This window comes from Amycolatopsis coloradensis, assembly GCF_037997115.1.
In the GTDB taxonomy this organism is placed as follows: domain Bacteria; phylum Actinomycetota; class Actinomycetes; order Mycobacteriales; family Pseudonocardiaceae; genus Amycolatopsis; species Amycolatopsis coloradensis_A.
On the sequence record NZ_CP150484.1, the window covers coordinates 3,630,399 to 3,645,875 of the forward strand.

Consider the following 15,477-nt stretch of genomic DNA (forward strand, 5'->3'; position numbering starts at 1 on the left):
CGTGCGCGTGACGAATCCCGATCTTCGTTTGTCCTTCGGACGTAAGGCGCACGATCCGGGCGCCACGGACGGAGGAGGACCCGATGTCGTTGGGCGACAAGATCAGCAACAAGGCCGAGGAGTTCGGCGGTAAGGCCAAGGAGGCCGCCGGTGACGCCACCGGTAATGAGGAATTGCGCGCGGAAGGCCAGGCGGACCAGGCGAAGGCCGGTCTCAAGGGCGCGGTGGAAAACGTGAAGGACGCCGTCGGCGACGTGGCGGACAAGGTCCGCGACACCTTCAAGAAGTAGGTTTCCTTCCGGGCCGGGGCGGCGGATTTCCGCGCCCCGGCCCGTTTTCAGTCGTGAAGGACCACCGGCAGGCTCGTGAGCCGCGTTCCCTGGATACCGCCGAGGAACGTTTGCCGCAGTTCGCCGTAGGGCACCGCGAGCCGGGCTTCGGGGAACTCCGTGCGGAGAACCGTCGCGACCGCCCGCAGTTCGAGCTGCGCGAGCTGGGCGCCGACGCAGAAATGCGGGCCCGCGCCGAAGGTCAGGTCCGGGCCCGGTTTCCTGGCCGGGTCGGTGTTGATGCCCTGGATGTCGACGAGCACCGGGGCCCCGGCGGGGAGCCGGATCCCGGCGAGATCGACCTCCGAGGTCGTGAATCGCCAGAGAGTGAACGGTGCTGGCGGGTGCGTCCGGAGGGTTTCCCGGACCAGGTGGCTTTCGGGGGTGGTGTCCCCGTCCAGGAGCCGCGAGACGAGGAAGCCGATCGAGGCGTCGGTGGTCAGCTGCCCGGCGAAGATCAACGCGAACAGGTGATACCGCAGGTCCTCTTCGGACGTCTCGGGCGGAAGGTTGTCGCGTAGTTCCGTCGCGAGTCCCTTTCGGTTCGGGGTCAGCCCCGCGGCGGCGAGGTCCGCGATCGCGGCGATGGCCTTGCCCTGGGCGCCCGGCCCGGGGTCGGACATGCGGCGGCACGCGTCGACGGCGGCGTCGAGCAGGTGGAGTGGGATACCGAGCAGGTCGAGCAGCACGGTGAGGGGGAAATGGGTGGAGAACCCGTCCATGAGGTCGACCGTGCCACCGCCGAGGTCCGTCAGCAGTGTTCGTGCGATCCGGTGGATCCGGTCGGATTGCGCCTGGATCCGTTTGGCGCTCAGCAAAGGAGCGTGCGCTCGCCGCAGCAGGGCGTGGTCGGGGCCGTCCAGTGTGGTGAGGGACGGCTGTTCGGCGGCGGTTCGTTCGAGCCTGGTCCAGCCTTCGGGGGCGAGCGCGGGATCCTTCGCGAAGCGCGGGTCCGCCAAGACCTCACGGGCCGGCTGCTCCTCGGTCACGATCCACGCGCTTCCGCCCTCGGGGGCGGCCACTTCGACGAGGGGACCGGCGGCCCGCAGCGCGGGACGGACAGGGTCGGGTTCGGTGATGCCGCGGGTCGTCGCGGCGAACGGATCGGGGAGCACAAAAACTCCTTCATGAGAAAGTATCTTCACGGTGAAGGTATATTCGGGGCCGGTAGGTTGTCAAAGCGCACGGATCCGAGGAGGGGTGATGGAGGACGACGTCGCGGCGCGGAGCGCGTCGCTGCTGGACGGCCTCCGGAGCTTCGGGGCGAACTACACCGAGTTCACCCGGCGTTTCGCGGATTGGCTCGGCCTGCACGCCACCGACACCGCCGCGCTGGTGGAGATCCTCTACGCCGAAGACACCGGATCGCCGTTGTCCCCGGCCCGGCTCGGCGAACGCATCGCGCTGACCTCCGGCGCGACCACGAATCTGCTGAACCGGCTGGAAACCCTCGGCTACGTGGTGCGGACCAGGGAGAACAGCGACCGGCGGAGGGTGACCCTGCGCAGCGGCCCGGACATCCAGGGGCCCGCGCGTGAGTTCTTCGGCCCGTTCAGCGCCGGGCTCGCGGCGCTGGTGGCGGAGTACCCGGTGGAGGAGATCGAACGGTTCGAGGCCTTCCTGCGGCAGCTGAAGTCCACAATGGACACCGTGCTCGAAGAACAGGGGTAGCCCGGACCAGTCCGATCCGCTCTCGGCACCGAATCCCTCCCGGACGCCACGGAACCGCGTAGCCGGGCGTCGGGTGAGGTGGAGGCGGCTTGATGGTCGAGGGTGTGCGGACGAGTCCGCGCGGAAGCGGCGGCACCGGAGCGGTGCCTGCCGAGGCGAGTTTGATGGAACGGGTCGCGGCAGGTGACGAACAGGCGTTCGCCGACCTGTACGACGTCGTGGCCGGACCGGTGTGGGGAGTGGTGAACAGGGTCGTCCGCAACGGCACGTTCGCCGAGGAGGTCACCCAAGAGGTCCTGGTGGAGGTGTGGCGGACGGCCGCCCGGTTCAAACCGGGCAAGGGGAGCACGCTGGCCTGGGTGCTCACGATCGCGCACCGGCGGGCGGTGGACCGGGTGCGTTCGCATCAGGCCGCGCTCGACCGGGACGATCGCGCGGGACGGCTCGACTTCCGCCGCCCGTTCGACGAGGTCGCCGAGTCGACGATCAGCAACCTGGAGCAGCAACGGGTGCGCCAGTGCCTGTCCGCGTTGACCGATCTGCAACGGGAATCGGTGGTGCTGGCCTACTACAACGGCTACACGTACCCGGAAGTCGCGGAAGTGCTCAAGACCGCGCCCGGCACGGTGAAGACCCGCATCCGCGACGGACTGATCCGGTTGCGTGACTGCTTGGGGGTCGGGCAATGACGGCCGAGCTGCACACGCTGACCGGGGCCTACGCCGTGGACGCCGTCCCGGAGGAAGAGGCCGCGGCCTTCAAACGGCACTTGCGGGGCTGCCCCGCCTGCCGCCAGGAGGTCCGGGAACTCCGCGAGGCCGCCGCGCGTCTGGGGGCAGCCCTCGCCACGCCACCACCGCCGAGGCTGCGGGAAGCGACGCTCGCGGAGGTCGCCCGCACCCGTCAGTGGCCTCCGCTGGTCGCTGTCGCGCGCCGAGGTGGGCCGGCGAAGACGAGGATCGCCCTCTGGGGTGCCGCGGCGGCCGCCGTCGGAGCGCTGGTGTTCAGCTTGGTCACCACGTCCACCGACCCGGGAGCCGACCCCGCACAGCAACAGCTGGCTTCCGTGAACGCCGTGCTCACCGCGCCCGACGCCTCGACGGTCAAGGAGGGCGCCGAACGGGGGACCACCACGGTCGTGACCTCGCGGAGCGAGGGCAAGATCGTCGTACTGGCCGGTGATCTCCCGCCCTTGGCGCCCGGAAAGGCGTATCAGGTCTGGCTCATCGGGGCGAGCGGCGTGCATTCCGCCGGGCTGCTGGCGCCGGACGGTCCACATCGGACCCGCCCGGTCCTCGTGGACCTGCCGGGCGGGATCGACCGCGTCGGCATCACCGCGGAACCCGCCGGAGGTTCGCCCGCCCCGACCGTTCCGGCGGTGGTCATGGTGGACCTGGTCTAGCGTCCGGTCAACCGCTCGCAGGCCTGCCAGAGTTCCTGGCGCTGCGCGGCGGTTTCCCGGGTCTTGCCGAGATAGTGCGTCGGCCGCTGGACGCGGTCGTGCCAGAACATGCCGTTGTACCGGCCCGGTTCCTCGGCGGCGGCGAGCCAGACGAACGTGTCCGCGCCCTGCCCGGGGTCGCGCAGGATCCGCCGCGTCAGCTTCCGGAACGTCGGCAGGGAGGTCGCGACTCCGGGAGTGTCGGCCCAGCCGGGGTGCGCGCTGTGCACGGTGACCCCGGAGCCGTCCAGCCGGTCCGCCCAGAGCTCGGCGAGCACCACCTGCATCCGCTTGGTGCGCGCGTATCCGGCGGCGGGCTTGTACTCGTCCCGGCGGTATTGCAGGTCGTCGGCGCGCAACGGCTGACCGTACATGCCACCGGAGCTGACCCAGATCACCCGCGCGCCCTCGCCGAATTTCGGGCGGAGCGACGCGGTCAGCAGATGAGGGCCGAGTACGTGCGTGGCGAGCATGAGTTCGTTGCCCTCGGCCGTCTCCGTGCGTTCCGCGGGCATGACCCCGGCGTTGTGCACCAGGATGTCGACCTCGCCGTCGAGGTCCTTGGCGTAGTCGCGTACGGACGACATCAGGCTGACATCGCACTGGTCGACGACGATCCGCGAGCCGGGCACGGCGCGCTCGATCTCGGCGCGGGCGGCGTCGCCGTCGCCGCGGATCGCGATCCGGACGGTCGCCCCCAGCTTCGCCAACCCGATGGCCGTCGCCTTCCCCAACCCCGCTTTCGCGCCGGTCACCACGGCGACCTTGCCCGCGAGCGCGTCCGGCGCGGGATCCTCGGGCCACCAGTGCCGCCGCAGGAAGTGCCCGATGCTGCTGTACCCGAGCAGGGTCCGGTCGAGCACGGTGTCGGCGGCTCGGGTCACGGTGGACATGGGGGCGCTCCTCATCGATCGTGGGGGACCAGTGCCCACACCGACTTCCCGGTCCGCTCCGTTCGGAAACCCCAGTCGACGGCGAGCCGACCGATCAGACGGAGCCCGTAATGCGCCGAAGCGGGGAAGGACCGCAAGCCTTCCAGATCCGGGCCGTCGTCGGAAACCTCGACCAGGAAGCCGCGAAGTTGCCGGACGACGCGTAGTTCACCCGGCTCGTCCGCGTGCCGGTACGCGTTGCTCACCAGCTCGTCGACCACGAGCAGCAGCGCACCGAGCGGCTCGTCCGCGCCGCGCCCGAAGCCGATGCGGTCGACGACCACGGATCGGACATGGCGCAGATCGGGACGATTCCGCAGGTCGACCGTGACTTCCGCGGCGTCGGCCACCCGGCGGCACAGTCGCTCGAGTTCCGCTTCCAGCTCCGCCTGATCACCGTTCACCGCACCCAGCTCCCGTCGCCGAACACCTCTCGCGAGGTGTTCGGCGCCGACGGGGCCATGGACGGGTGTCACTGAATGCGGGAACCGGCTTTCGCGGTGAAGCGGAACTCGATGGTCATCGGAAGCTCGGTGAGATCCAGTGCCTGACGCAAGCGCGGCAGGCCCTCCTCGGTGATCCGCTCGCGGATGGCGGCCACATCGCCGTCCTGTTCGGCGCTCAGCACCACGGCAAGCACCGGCGCGTCCTGGGAACCGCCGAGCGTCGCGTGCGCGGCGTGGACGCCGGGATAGGTCGCGACCTCCGCGGTGAACGGTTCCACCGCGGTGCTCGCGGCCAGCGCGGTCTGACCGGCCTCCTGGTCGAAGCGCCAGGTGTGGGACTTCGGTTTGCGGACGGGCTGCGCGATGAGCCAGCGCAGCGCCAGCAGGCCGACGACCACCGCGACGCCGGCGACGGCGTACCAGACCCATCCGGGCGGCATGGCGGTGCCGGGGACGAGGGTGGCGTCCGGATCGAGCAGCGGGATCCTGCCGAAATGGGTCCCGAGGGCGAACCCGCCGACGGCGAGCAGCACGAGCCCGATCAGCACCAGCAGGGTGCGGTTCAGCCGGGCGGGACGGTTGAGGTCGGTCATGACGCGCTCCTCGTGGCCTTGACGCGGACCCGCACGGCCGGGACGGCGGCGGGGCCGATCTGGGAGAGGCGGTGCTCGATGGCAGCGCGGACGGCGTCGGCGAGTCCGGCGGTGTTCGTCCGCCCGGTGGTGACCACCGAGACGATCTTGTTCCGCTTGACCTTCAGTTTCGCCGCCGAGACACCATCCACAGTGGACGCCGCGGTGCGCAGCGTCGACCGGTAACTGCGCCGGGAGGCCCCGGAGTCCGTGCCGCTTTCGAGAGGCAGCACGGTGGGCCGTCCCGGGACGATCGCGGCCACGAGAAGCAGCAAGCCGAGCAGCGCGACCACGCCGCCCGCGATCGCGGGCAGCGGATCACTCCACCGGGTGCCGTAGAGGGCGGACGCGACGGTGTCGTAGCTGATCCACGGTTTCTCGCCGATGATCGTCTGGACCGCGACGGTGGCGGCCAAAACGCATCCGGCGAGCACCACGAGGGCGACCAGCACGGCCGGGACACTGCGGCGGGGGCGCCGTTTCATCGGACCCTCCTCGTTTCGGTCTCCGTGGAATGCAGGGCCGTGACGGTGATGTCGACCCGCGTGACGGCCAGGCCCGAGAGCTCGCCGACGCGGCGGATCAGATGCTCTCGCGCGCTTTCGGTGGTGGCGCGCACGGAAAGCGGGTACTTCACCGAGAGCCGGACCTCCAACGTGGCCGTCGAGCCGGTGACGTGCGCGCTCACCTTGGCGCCCTGGCCGGGGTCTTCTCCGCCGACCGCGATCCCGAGCACCCGGGAGGCGGCGCCGCCGACGCCGTCGAGTTCGGTGATCGCCCGTGCGGCGATCCGCTCGACGGCGCCGTCGGCCACGGTCAGGGCGCCGCGCCCGTCCGTTCCGGGCGCGGCGGCGGTCATGGTCGTCATGGCGATCAGCCCCTGTCGCGGCCCGCCAGGGCCGAAAGGTCGAGCTTGCCGTCGAGGAACCGGCCGACCAGCAGACCGAGGACGGCGAGCACGAGCACGACGAGGAAGGCGCCGAAGCCGCCGAACGCGCCGGCCACGCCGAGCACGAGACCGGTCAACAGGCCGAGATGGGTGGCGTTCATGAACGTTCTCCTTGTGGTCGGGCGCGAACCGGCGCCGATGGTCACTGGACGCGGGTGGATTCGGTGCTTTCGTCGGTGTCGTCGTCACCAGGGATGTGCACGTCGGACACGTTGATGTTGACCTCGACGACCTCGAGCCCGGTCATCTGCTCGACGGCGCCGATCACGTTGCGGCGCACCGATTTGGCGAGATCCGCGATCGCGACGCCGTATTCGACGACGATCTGCAGGTCGACCGCGGCCTGACGCTCGCCGACCTCGACGGAGACGCCCTGGCCCGCGGACGCGGTGGCACCGGGGATGCGCTCGCGCAGCGCGTTGAACGCCCGCACGGCGCCGCCGCCCAGCGCGTGGACACCGGTGATCTCGCGGGTCGCGAGGCCGGCGACCTTCTGCACGACGGTGTCGGCGATCGTGGTCACGCCCTGCGGGGAGACGAGCGCGCTGTTCTCGGCCGGGGCGGCGGAGTTCGAGTTCGGCTTGGCGGTGGTGGCGGTGTTCGTCATCGCGATCTCCTCGGGTTCGGATTCCGTTGCCTGCGGTGGAAGTTCTTCGCTTCCACACTCCATAGACCCAGCCGCGCGAAGATCGTCACGACCCGATCGTGTGGTCTGGATCTCACCGATCGTGGGTATGTCTTTCGGCCTGGTCCCGCGCGGTGACCAAAGTGGACGAACCGGAGCGCGGGGCGGCGCTGACGTCGTTCCTGCGACGCGACCCGGCCGGAGCCGCTCGGCACACTCGTCGCCGGCGGCCCCGGGCAGTCCGGCGTCGCCATGGTCAAGGACGTCGCGGGTACGTGGCCGGCCGCGGTCCGGAACGGTTCGACCTGGTCGGCTTCGATCACGGGGGATCGGCGGCAGCGAACCGCGGCTGCGCTGCGACACGGAGAGCGAGCCCACTTCGGAGGCGCCCGAGGGGCCGCCGCTGATCGGCGCGGAGGTCCCCGGCACGCGGATCGGGCAGCTTTACGCCGACCGGTTCACGAAGAAGATCCGCGTCATGGTGCTCGACGGCGTCGACAACACCTATCTCGATTGGCGTGCCGACACCGTCGAACAAGCGAAGGGGGTAGAAGACCCCCTGCTCACCCATGCGAAACAGTGCGCCACCAGGACCGGCAAGCCATGCCCTGGCCGGGACGAGTGGAGATCCTCGTCAGCCGGATCCTCGCCAAGCTGGGCTGCGCGAACCGTGTCCAGGCCGCGATCCTCGCCCACGACGCGGGCATCCTGCGCGGCTGAGCGGGCCTCTGGTCTTCACGCGGCTTCTCTGTTAGGAAAGGTTCCTAACTAATGGGAGGCGATGTGCGCGGACGTGGGCTGGCGGCGGCGACGGTTCTGGTGGTCCTGTGCGGTGGCTCGGCCGCCGTCGCGGACACGACAGCGGCGGGGTCCGGGGCGCGCTCGGCACGCAACATCATCTACATCCAGGGCGACGGCCTCGGCCTCGGCCAGCGTGACCTGCTCCGGCTGGCGCTCAAGGGAAAGAACGGCAGGCTGGCGATGGACGGGCTCGCGGTCACCGGCCTCGTGCGGACGTCCTCGGACGACCCCGACGAGATCGTCACCGACTCTGCCGCCGCGGCCACCGCCCTCGCGACCGGGCACAAGACGCGCAACGGCGCTGTCGGGGTGGACGCCCACGGGCGCCCGCTGGAGACAATCCTCGAACGGGCGAAGCGGGCGGGGAAGTCGACCGGCCTCGTGACGACCGCGCAGGTGACCGGCGCGTCGCCCGCGGCCTTCGCGGCACACGTGCCCAGCCGGGACTCGCAGAGCGACATCGCGAAGCAGTACATCGAGAACAGCCGCCCGGACGTTCTGCTCGGCGGAGGCGAGGACTGGTGGTATCCGAAGGGGAACCCCGGGCTCTGGCCGGACAAACCGGGGGAGGAGAGCCGCAGTCCGTACGGCAACCTTGTCGAACGCGCGCAGCGAACGGGCTACACCTATGTGCGTGACGGCGACGAACTGGGGAATACGCGGGCGAACCGGATCCTCGGCCTGTTCGCGAACGAGGACATGGTCGACTACGGACCGGACGGCGTCGGGAAGTACGCGCCGCGGGTGCCGCTCCAGCAGATGGCGCGCAAGGCGCTGGACACCCTCTCGAAGAACCCGCGCGGCTTCTTCCTGTTCCTGGAGGAGGAGGGAACCGACGGGATGTCGCACGAGAACAACGCGCACGGCGTGATCGACGCCGGCCGCGCGCTCGACGACACCGTCGCCGAGGTCATGCGGTTCGTCCGCACGCATCCCGACACGCTGGTGATCATCGGCGGCGACCACGAGACCGGCGGGCTGGCCATCGAGAACTACGACGCCTCCGGCACCGATCCCGACCAGGACGGGCCGTTCGACGTCCCGGGTTCGAAGCTCCGGTTCACTGTGGACTGGACGACCCACGACCACACCGGCTCCGACACCCCGGTCACCGCCGAAGGGCCCGGCTCCACCCGTTTGGGTGGCACGGTCGAGAACACCGACGTCCACTGGGTGATGCGGGCGGCAAGCGGCCTCTGAACCGGAAAAGGCCACCTCCGGCGACGGGAGGTGGCCTTCACGGGCGTCGGGTCAGCCGATGCTTTCGACGACCGCCTCGGCGACCGCCTTCATCGTGGTCCGGCGGTCCATCGCGGTGCGCTGTATCCAGCGGAACGCGTCCGGCTCGGTGAGCCCCTGACGGCTCATCAGCAGCCCCTTGGCGCGGTCGATGACCTTGCGCGTCTCGAGCCGGTCCGTGAGGCCCGCGACCTCGGACTCGAGCGCCTGGAGCTCGGCGAACCGGCTCACGGCCAGCTCGATGGCCGGCACCAGGTCACGTTTGGCGAACGGCTTGACCAGGTACGCCATCGTGCCCGCGTCCCTGGCCCGCTCGACGAGGTCGCGCTGACTGAACGCGGTCAAAATGACGACCGGCGCGATCCGGTCGCCGGTGATCTTGGAGGCGGCCTCGATACCGTCGAGCTTGGGCATCTTGACGTCGAGAATCACCAGGTCGGGCTTCAACTCGGTGGCCAGGTTGATGGCCTGCTCGCCATCCCCGGCCTCACCGACCACCTCATAACCCTCTTCGCGGAGCATCTCGACGAGATCCAGACGGATGAGGGCCTCATCTTCGGCCACGAGCACCCGCCGCTGGGGTGCGGCGACGGCACCGTTGGCCTCGGCAGCCTGCTCGGTCACCGGGGTCCTCCTGAAGGTCGTCGGGCAGTTCGGCTCGCGGTCTGTCCGCGAACCTGAAGCCTACCGGGAACGATCCAGACGGCTAGATGGCGTTCACCACGTCAGACGGTCGTCACACTCCAGGCCCGGCGAACGGCGCGCTCCCGTGATCCCGTAAAGTTCACGGGGCACCGCCCCCGTAGCCCAACTGGCAGAGGCAACGGATTCAAAACCCGTCCAGTGTGAGTTCGAATCTCACCGGGGGCACGCAGAACGACCAGCGAAAACCGGCCCCTCACCAGGCAAAACCAGGTGAGGGGCCGGTGTCGTGTTGTCCGGCTGTATCCGGCTGAAACCGGTGTCCTACGGGTGACCACCCCCATTACGCCCCCAAATTTCGCGGCACGCGGCAGGAGGCGGCGTCATTGGTCCTCGTCCATGCCCTCCGTCCAGCCCAGGGCTTCCTCGATCCGTTGGTGGGCGGCGGATTCCAGCCCGGCGATCACCTTGGCGTAGATCTGGTGCAGCACCGCCACGGAATGCCCGGCCCATTCGGCGCACTGGGTGGACGGAACGCCGCCCGCCAGCCACGTGGACACGCACGCGTGCCGGAGGTCGTACGGTCGCCTGCCCAGGGGTGAGGCGTATTCGGCCTCGGTGAGCACTGCCCGTCGCGCGTTGTCCCAGACCCTCGCGATCGTCGACTCAGCGAGATCTCCACCGACAAGACTCCGGAACAGCCGGCCGTCCGCCGCCACTCCGTGCTCCGCCAGGTGTGCGTGCAGGATCGCGGTGAGCGGCGGAGGAGACGGCACGGTGCGAACCTCGCCTCGCCCGCGCTGCTTGAGCTGCCGACGGTCACGCCGGCCACCGGAATCGGTCCACGCGGCACCGGCGATCGGTGCCGTCTCGGACAGCAGCAGTTCACCCCATCCGCGTTCCGGCAACTGGAGGTCCGGTTTGGACAGCATGGCGGCCTCTTCCGGTCGAAGCGCCGCGTAGTACATGACCGCGAAGAACGCCTTGAGCATCGGGCCGGACGAACGCCGCGGTGCTGTGTCGACCTTCTGCGCCCCGACTGCTGTTAGCAGCTTCCGCGCTTGAGAGGGATTGATGACCACGCGCTTGTCGATCGCTCGCACGGTCTTCGGCGCCGTCCACTTCACCTCGGAGAGACGGTTCGCCGTCACCAGCTTCAACTCGTCGGCGTACTCCAGCATGTTGTGGATGACCGCGCGTTTCCGGCCCACGGTCTTGGCCGCGGCCTGCTTCCCGTCGAGCTTCAAGGAGATCTGGTCGAGGACTTCACGCAGCTTCGCGAGATCGCTCAGCCGCGACGTTGGGAGCGTGTTCGAGGCCACCCACTTGAGCGCGTCCTCAATCTCCGGGGGCTTGGCGTCATCCCGTCTCTTCATGTTGAACGCCCAGCCGGTTAGCGCACGACGGAGAACCTTGTCGTCGGGCATTCCTCGTGTGGTCTTGAGCATGGCCGGTAATGCCGACGCCAGCGCATCGGCATTACCGGCACGTGACTTCGCCGCCGCTCGCGGCCATTTCATGTCGATGTACTTGCACGCGAACGCGAAGAACGGCATGTCTGCCTCGTTGCGCAGCATCGACACGGGCAGCCCTCGCGTGCAATGGAACGCTTCGCCACGTCGAGCGGCGGCCACGAGATCCGAGCGGACGCTTTCGGCGTGCGCGTGTGTGTCGAGCTTCTCGTCGAAGCGTTGTCCGGCGACGAACCACACCACGCGATAGGAGGTCTTGGTCTTTCCCCGCCGTGTCTCGATATTCCAGATTTTGACGTCGTAGCTGGTTTCGCTCATGCGGCCTCCTCGGTGCGACCCTCAAGCCAGCTCTCGAAATCGGAGCGGCGAATGCGGATCTGGTTGTTGGGGAGCTTGATGCAGCGGGGCGCCACCTTCTTCGCCCGCCATTCGTTGAAAGTGGAACGGGCCAGACCGCCGCCAAGCTCGGCGAGCACTTCGGCGATGGTGAGCCACTCGGCGCGTTTCGGATCGCGTGTGCGGGACATCGAAGAGGCCTTTCGTTCAGGCACGCCAAACCGGCCCGTCGGTGGTAGTCCGGCGACCCGTTGCGGCGTGACTTTGTGTGTTCGGTGGCGGGTGCTGCTGGGCGGGGGTACGCACAGAACCCACAAAACCCTCAGAACCTCCGGGGGTGGCGGGTCTGTGCAGATCAGGGGTGGTTTCTGGTGTGTGCTGGCCGCGTCCACAAAACCGTGCACAGAACTTCTGTGTGCGCACAGAACCCCCGGGGCAGGGTCGTGGGACTCGGCCCCGGGGGCGGTTTCGGTGGCTGTCGGTGACGGTCGGTCGGGTTGGTGTTGTGGTGGGCGGCCGGGGGTTTTGTGTGCACACAGAAGTTCTGTGCCAGGTTTTGTGTACTCCTGGGACACCTGCCGGGCGGGCCGTTGACCTGCGCAAACGGGTCGCCCGGGAGGTTGTGAGGGTTTTGTGGGTTCTGTGCGCACCCCCGGTTCTGGTGGGTTGGGTCAGGTGGTGCGGTAGATGGGGTGGCGCCAGTAGTGCGGGCTGGGCGGTCGTCCTCCTTTGCTGGTGCGTTCGGGCTGGGTTTCGGCGGCGACGTGTCCGAGGTCTGCCAGCAGTTCGAGGGCGCGTTTGAATTCGTCGGTTTTCATCTGTTTGGTGCGGATCTTCTGGAATGCCTGGCGGATGGTGAACCGGTCTCCGAGTTCCCAGTCGCGGCGGCTGATGCGGTCGAGGATGCGGCGGGCGATCCGGATGGTGTCGTCTTGGCCGATGTATTCGAGGGTCGCTTGGGCGTGGGTGGCGTAGTACTGGGTGATGCGCCACGCGTTCGCGACGGTGGTGTCGGAGATTTGTGGGTTGTTCCACGCGGTGCGTGGGTATTCGGCGAGGTGGAGCAGGGCGGCGATGCGGGCGGTTTGCCCGGCGAGTTTCCCGGCCCAGTCGGCGATGTCGGCCCATTCCCCGCCCTGGGGGTCGAGCCGCGGTTCGATCTCGGCTTCGATGTCGGCCATGAGGTCGTCGGCGGCCGGGGAGAACTCCAGCGTGACGGGTTCCTCGAAGCCGTGGAGCGCGGTAGCCATGGCGAGCATCTTGGCGGTGTAGGCCTCGGCGACCTCCTGCGGAATCGGGTCGGGCCGGATCTTGCGGCGGCCGGACAACGGGATGGGGCGGGCGAACAGGATCCGGGCGAGGAACCCGTTTCCGCGCAGTTTCGGCGGCAGGTCCTCGATCACGGTGGGCTGGATGGTCAACCCCAACGTGAGTGCGGGGCGGGCGACGTATTCGGAGCGGTCGCCGCGGTCGACCCGGAGTTCGGTTCCGCTGTAGCCCTTGAGGAACACTTCGGCGTTGACGTTGCCGCTGTAGCGTCCGGCGACGATTTCGAAGATGGTGCCCTCATCGGAGAGGACGGCCAGCCTGCCGTCCTGTTGGGCGAGGATGGTGGCGACCTTCTGTGGTGTGACGTCGTCGGCGATCAGCTGGGGCGGGTGCGGGATCGCGATCGCGTCGGCCTGCAACGCGGCGTCGACCGCGTCCGCGATGGCTTCCTCCTGGGCTTGCTGGTCGGTGAGTTCCTCCCCGGTGATCGTGGCGGCTTTCTTCTGGGCTTTGTCGCGGGCGGATTCGGCCATCTGCTGCTGCATCCGCGCGGTCTCGATGCTGTGGCGGGCTTCCTCCCGCAACGTCCGTTCCAGGGTTCGGATGGGTTCGGTCATCAGCGTGAACACCGGGGACTTCCGCGCGGACGGTTCCATGATTACGACGGTGAACAGGGTGGTTTGCTCGGCCCAGCCGTCACGGACCTTGACCATCACCCGGCCCCCGGCCGCCGTCGACAACGTCGCGAGGGCGAGCGCGCCGGGCAGATCGACCGGGGTCTGCATGGTTTCGGCGACCGCGTCGGTGAAGTCCGCCAGCCACCCCGGCAGCGCCTCGCTCGGGAACCGGGACAGCGCGTGCAGGTTCGACAGTGGCGCGGGCCGGTCCGGCCACGGCGAGGCTCCGTCTTCGCTGGCAGGCACAACGGTTCCGGTGGGGGCGGGGCGTCCCGGGAAGTCCCGGATGTTGGTGGCGGGTTCTGCGGACACGACGTACCTCCGCGATCGTTGTGGTGCTGTGGTGCGGGTTCGAGCCGCACCAGGTCATGCGGCGGGCTCCAGCGGCTCGCCGGAGAAGGTTTCGATCAGGGCTGATGCGAGGACTTCGGCCATGGCGGGCGGGACGGCGTTGCCGTAGCCGCGGACCTGTGCGCGTTTGACCTTGCTGGACATCTTGTAGCCGGACGGGAAGCCCATACCGGCGCCGATCTCGTGGGGTTCGAGCATCCGGAAGGTGCACTTGTCCACCGGCGGGCCCTCGCCTCCGAGCAGGGCGTAGCGGTCCTTGGTGGTCAGCGTCCCGATCGGCTGGCCGGTCGAGTGGGTGCCGCCGTTGCCGTAGTAGGACATCAGCAGCGCCAGCTCCCGCCCGTCGGCCGGGGGCCCGACCAGGCCGTGGTGGTTGCCTCCGGCCGACACGGTCGGGATCGGCCCGTCGACCGGGTAGGCGGTCTTGGCGGAGCCGCCGTTGCGCTGGATGGAGATGAACGGCGGCACCACGACCGCGGTCTCCCGGCGGCAGGTCTGCGATCGCATCGGCCGGTCGATGGTGATCGCGGTGCCCACCCCGGCCCGCGCCGCACAGGACACGAGCAGCGGCGGGCACACCAGCCCGTCGGTCTCCCGGGTAGTCCTGGTGGGCAGGGGCTCGTCGACGGAGGTGGCGTGCTGGCGCCAAGTACCTCCGGCCGGGGCCAGCAGCGCGCCCATGTGCCGCTCCAGACCGGCTTCGATCCGGGCCATCGTCTTCGGCGTGAGCGGGTCCGGCCGGCCGCGCTCGTCGACCCGTTCCCCGATCCGCTGCCCCGGGTCCAGGCTCCAGTCGATGATGGTCGACGCGGCCATCACCTCCGGCTCCACGATCTGGTTGCGGCACTTGCGGTGCGGGCACTTGTAGACGTACTGGCCGTTGCGAATGCCGTAGACCCCCATCACGTCACCGGGCTTCTTGAACACCTGCACCGCGGCCACGATCTCGTCACAGGTGCTGCAATAGGCCTTGGGGCGCAGCCACTTGTCCCAGTCCGGGACCCGTCCGAGGCTCTTGTGGCAGTAGCCGAGGAAGAACCGGTTCCGCGACTGCGCGACCTTCCCCAGCGTCGGGCCGGTGACGTGCATGGCGTTGAGCGCGATCACCCAGGTCCGGTAGCCCTCGGCCTCGATCTCGCGGCGCCAGCGCTTGAACTCCGACCACTTCACCACCTGCACCACGTTCTCCACCACGCCACCGAGCACGGGTTTGCCGCGCCGGTTCATCGCGCGCAGGTAGCGCGGGACCTCCTCCATCAGCGCGCGGGCCCGCGCCACCGACGGGTCGAGCGCCTTCGGCCCGGTCTTGGGATCGAACAGGACACCTTGCAGGTTCTGGTCGAAGTCCCGCTTCACGCCGCGCGCGTCCGTCCACGGTGGGCACGCCGGTGAGGCCCAGAAGAAGTCCACGCGCGGGAACCCGCCGATGTCGGCCTTGGCGATGTCCCCGCGGTAGTGGTCCATCCCCGGGTGGTTCAGCCCGTGGGTGGCGATGGCGATCTTGTCGTGGTTCGCCGCGAGGATGCCCTCGGTGCCAGGGACGGCGAGCACGCCGGTGGTGTCGCCGCCGAACCCGGCGAACTCGTGATACGTCGTGAACATCAGCTCTCCTCGGGTCGGCGCGGGCGGGTGTGCAGGTACGGCGGCAGGTCGTCGATGCGGCGG

At 69.2% G+C, this 15,477-nt stretch carries 18 protein-coding genes and 1 tRNA gene; 6 read left to right on the forward strand and 13 right to left on the reverse strand.

Features of this window, described 5'->3' with window-relative positions; all coding sequences use genetic code 11:
* The first annotated feature begins 83 nt into the window (after positions 1 to 83).
* The gene (locus tag LCL61_RS17365) at positions 84 to 290 is read left to right on the forward strand and encodes a CsbD family protein (protein WP_126736724.1); all 207 of its coding nucleotides are present in this window, start codon (positions 84 to 86) and stop codon (positions 288 to 290) included.
* A 47-nt stretch (positions 291 to 337) separates the two neighbouring features.
* On the opposite strand, the gene LCL61_RS17370 is transcribed toward LCL61_RS17365, so the two are convergent.
* The gene (locus LCL61_RS17370) at positions 338 to 1,444 is read right to left on the reverse strand and encodes a cytochrome P450 (RefSeq protein WP_340687772.1); all 1,107 of its coding nucleotides are present in this window, start codon (positions 1,442 to 1,444) and stop codon (positions 338 to 340) included.
* A gap of 88 nt (positions 1,445 to 1,532) precedes the next feature.
* Between LCL61_RS17370 and LCL61_RS17375 the strand changes: the two genes are divergently transcribed.
* The 3 genes from LCL61_RS17375 to LCL61_RS17385 all read left to right on the forward strand — a co-directional run bounded on the left by LCL61_RS17375 (position 1,533) and on the right by LCL61_RS17385 (position 3,402).
* Positions 1,533 to 2,000: a helix-turn-helix domain-containing protein gene (locus LCL61_RS17375; RefSeq protein ID WP_340687773.1), complete on the forward strand. Its 468-nt coding sequence runs from the start codon at positions 1,533 to 1,535 to the stop codon at positions 1,998 to 2,000.
* Positions 2,001 to 2,092: 92 nt separating this feature from the next.
* Positions 2,093 to 2,689: an ECF RNA polymerase sigma factor SigK gene (sigK, locus tag LCL61_RS17380; protein ID WP_340687774.1), complete on the forward strand. Its 597-nt coding sequence runs from the start codon at positions 2,093 to 2,095 to the stop codon at positions 2,687 to 2,689.
* The gene (locus tag LCL61_RS17385; protein WP_340687775.1) at positions 2,686 to 3,402 is read left to right on the forward strand and encodes an anti-sigma factor; all 717 of its coding nucleotides are present in this window, start codon (positions 2,686 to 2,688) and stop codon (positions 3,400 to 3,402) included. The genes sigK and LCL61_RS17385 overlap by 4 nt, the downstream gene beginning before the upstream one ends.
* Here the strand turns inward: LCL61_RS17385 and LCL61_RS17390 are convergent.
* The 7 genes from LCL61_RS17390 to LCL61_RS17420 all read right to left on the reverse strand — a co-directional run bounded on the left by LCL61_RS17390 (position 3,399) and on the right by LCL61_RS17420 (position 7,007).
* On the reverse strand, positions 3,399 to 4,334 hold the full coding sequence (locus LCL61_RS17390) for an SDR family NAD(P)-dependent oxidoreductase (RefSeq protein WP_340687776.1): 936 nt from the start codon (positions 4,332 to 4,334) through the stop codon (positions 3,399 to 3,401). The genes LCL61_RS17385 and LCL61_RS17390 overlap by 4 nt on opposite strands.
* A gap of 11 nt (positions 4,335 to 4,345) precedes the next feature.
* Positions 4,346 to 4,777: an ATP-binding protein gene (locus tag LCL61_RS17395; protein ID WP_340687777.1), complete on the reverse strand. Its 432-nt coding sequence runs from the start codon at positions 4,775 to 4,777 to the stop codon at positions 4,346 to 4,348.
* A gap of 68 nt (positions 4,778 to 4,845) precedes the next feature.
* Positions 4,846 to 5,412: an alkaline shock response membrane anchor protein AmaP gene (gene amaP, locus LCL61_RS17400; protein WP_340687778.1), complete on the reverse strand. Its 567-nt coding sequence runs from the start codon at positions 5,410 to 5,412 to the stop codon at positions 4,846 to 4,848.
* Positions 5,409 to 5,936 carry a DUF6286 domain-containing protein gene (locus LCL61_RS17405; protein ID WP_340687779.1) on the reverse strand — a complete coding sequence of 176 codons (528 nt, stop codon included), beginning with the start codon at positions 5,934 to 5,936 and terminating at the stop codon, positions 5,409 to 5,411. The genes amaP and LCL61_RS17405 overlap by 4 nt, the downstream gene beginning before the upstream one ends.
* Positions 5,933 to 6,319, reverse strand: coding sequence for an Asp23/Gls24 family envelope stress response protein (locus LCL61_RS17410; protein WP_340687780.1), 387 nt, complete (start codon positions 6,317 to 6,319; stop codon positions 5,933 to 5,935). The genes LCL61_RS17405 and LCL61_RS17410 overlap by 4 nt, the downstream gene beginning before the upstream one ends.
* Before the next feature lie 5 nt (positions 6,320 to 6,324).
* A complete protein-coding gene (locus LCL61_RS17415) occupies positions 6,325 to 6,501 on the reverse strand; it encodes a hypothetical protein (protein WP_005154991.1) in 177 nt (58 codons plus the stop codon).
* 41 nt (positions 6,502 to 6,542) lie between these two features.
* The gene (locus tag LCL61_RS17420; RefSeq protein ID WP_340687781.1) at positions 6,543 to 7,007 is read right to left on the reverse strand and encodes an Asp23/Gls24 family envelope stress response protein; all 465 of its coding nucleotides are present in this window, start codon (positions 7,005 to 7,007) and stop codon (positions 6,543 to 6,545) included.
* A gap of 801 nt (positions 7,008 to 7,808) precedes the next feature.
* Here LCL61_RS17420 and LCL61_RS17425 point away from each other — a divergent pair.
* Complete coding sequence (locus LCL61_RS17425) at positions 7,809 to 9,026, forward strand: alkaline phosphatase (RefSeq protein WP_340687782.1); 1,218 nt, start codon at positions 7,809 to 7,811, stop codon at positions 9,024 to 9,026.
* A 51-nt stretch (positions 9,027 to 9,077) separates the two neighbouring features.
* Here LCL61_RS17425 and LCL61_RS17430 read toward each other — a convergent pair whose 3' ends face one another.
* Positions 9,078 to 9,689: an ANTAR domain-containing response regulator gene (locus LCL61_RS17430; RefSeq protein WP_005157321.1), complete on the reverse strand. Its 612-nt coding sequence runs from the start codon at positions 9,687 to 9,689 to the stop codon at positions 9,078 to 9,080.
* A 172-nt stretch (positions 9,690 to 9,861) separates the two neighbouring features.
* Between LCL61_RS17430 and LCL61_RS17435 the strand changes: the two genes are divergently transcribed.
* A tRNA-Leu gene (locus LCL61_RS17435) sits at positions 9,862 to 9,935 on the forward strand.
* Positions 9,936 to 10,090: 155 nt separating this feature from the next.
* On the opposite strand, the gene LCL61_RS17440 is transcribed toward LCL61_RS17435, so the two are convergent.
* The 4 genes from LCL61_RS17440 to LCL61_RS17455 all read right to left on the reverse strand — a co-directional run bounded on the left by LCL61_RS17440 (position 10,091) and on the right by LCL61_RS17455 (position 15,414).
* Positions 10,091 to 11,497 carry an integrase gene (locus LCL61_RS17440; protein ID WP_340687783.1) on the reverse strand — a complete coding sequence of 469 codons (1,407 nt, stop codon included), beginning with the start codon at positions 11,495 to 11,497 and terminating at the stop codon, positions 10,091 to 10,093.
* Positions 11,494 to 11,706 carry a helix-turn-helix transcriptional regulator gene (locus LCL61_RS17445; protein ID WP_340687784.1) on the reverse strand — a complete coding sequence of 71 codons (213 nt, stop codon included), beginning with the start codon at positions 11,704 to 11,706 and terminating at the stop codon, positions 11,494 to 11,496. Before LCL61_RS17445 ends, LCL61_RS17440 begins: the two co-directional genes overlap by 4 nt.
* Positions 11,707 to 12,186: 480 nt before the next feature.
* Positions 12,187 to 13,773 carry a YfjI family protein gene (locus LCL61_RS17450; protein WP_340687785.1) on the reverse strand — a complete coding sequence of 529 codons (1,587 nt, stop codon included), beginning with the start codon at positions 13,771 to 13,773 and terminating at the stop codon, positions 12,187 to 12,189.
* A 54-nt stretch (positions 13,774 to 13,827) separates the two neighbouring features.
* A complete protein-coding gene (locus LCL61_RS17455; RefSeq protein ID WP_340687786.1) occupies positions 13,828 to 15,414 on the reverse strand; it encodes a DNA cytosine methyltransferase in 1,587 nt (528 codons plus the stop codon).
* Between the last annotated feature and the right edge of the window lie 63 nt (positions 15,415 to 15,477).

Excerpts from the sequence above, each read along its gene's own strand:
- LCL61_RS17365 (WP_126736724.1), top strand. The coding sequence starts at position 84 with ATGTCGTTGGGCGACAAGATCAGCAACAAGGCCGAGGAGTTCGGCGGT.
- LCL61_RS17375 (WP_340687773.1), top strand. The coding sequence starts at position 1,533 with ATGGAGGACGACGTCGCGGCGCGGAGCGCGTCGCTGCTGGACGGCCTC.
- sigK (WP_340687774.1), top strand. The coding sequence starts at position 2,093 with ATGGTCGAGGGTGTGCGGACGAGTCCGCGCGGAAGCGGCGGCACCGGA.
- LCL61_RS17385 (WP_340687775.1), top strand. The coding sequence starts at position 2,686 with ATGACGGCCGAGCTGCACACGCTGACCGGGGCCTACGCCGTGGACGCC.
- LCL61_RS17390 (WP_340687776.1), bottom strand. The coding sequence starts at position 4,334 with ATGTCCACCGTGACCCGAGCCGCCGACACCGTGCTCGACCGGACCCTG.
- amaP (WP_340687778.1), bottom strand. The coding sequence starts at position 5,412 with ATGACCGACCTCAACCGTCCCGCCCGGCTGAACCGCACCCTGCTGGTG.
- LCL61_RS17405 (WP_340687779.1), bottom strand. The coding sequence starts at position 5,936 with ATGAAACGGCGCCCCCGCCGCAGTGTCCCGGCCGTGCTGGTCGCCCTC.
- LCL61_RS17410 (WP_340687780.1), bottom strand. The coding sequence starts at position 6,319 with ATGACGACCATGACCGCCGCCGCGCCCGGAACGGACGGGCGCGGCGCC.
- LCL61_RS17415 (WP_005154991.1), bottom strand. The coding sequence starts at position 6,501 with ATGAACGCCACCCATCTCGGCCTGTTGACCGGTCTCGTGCTCGGCGTG.
- LCL61_RS17420 (WP_340687781.1), bottom strand. The coding sequence starts at position 7,007 with ATGACGAACACCGCCACCACCGCCAAGCCGAACTCGAACTCCGCCGCC.
- LCL61_RS17440 (WP_340687783.1), bottom strand. The coding sequence starts at position 11,497 with ATGAGCGAAACCAGCTACGACGTCAAAATCTGGAATATCGAGACACGG.
- LCL61_RS17445 (WP_340687784.1), bottom strand. The coding sequence starts at position 11,706 with ATGTCCCGCACACGCGATCCGAAACGCGCCGAGTGGCTCACCATCGCC.
- LCL61_RS17455 (WP_340687786.1), bottom strand. The coding sequence starts at position 15,414 with ATGTTCACGACGTATCACGAGTTCGCCGGGTTCGGCGGCGACACCACC.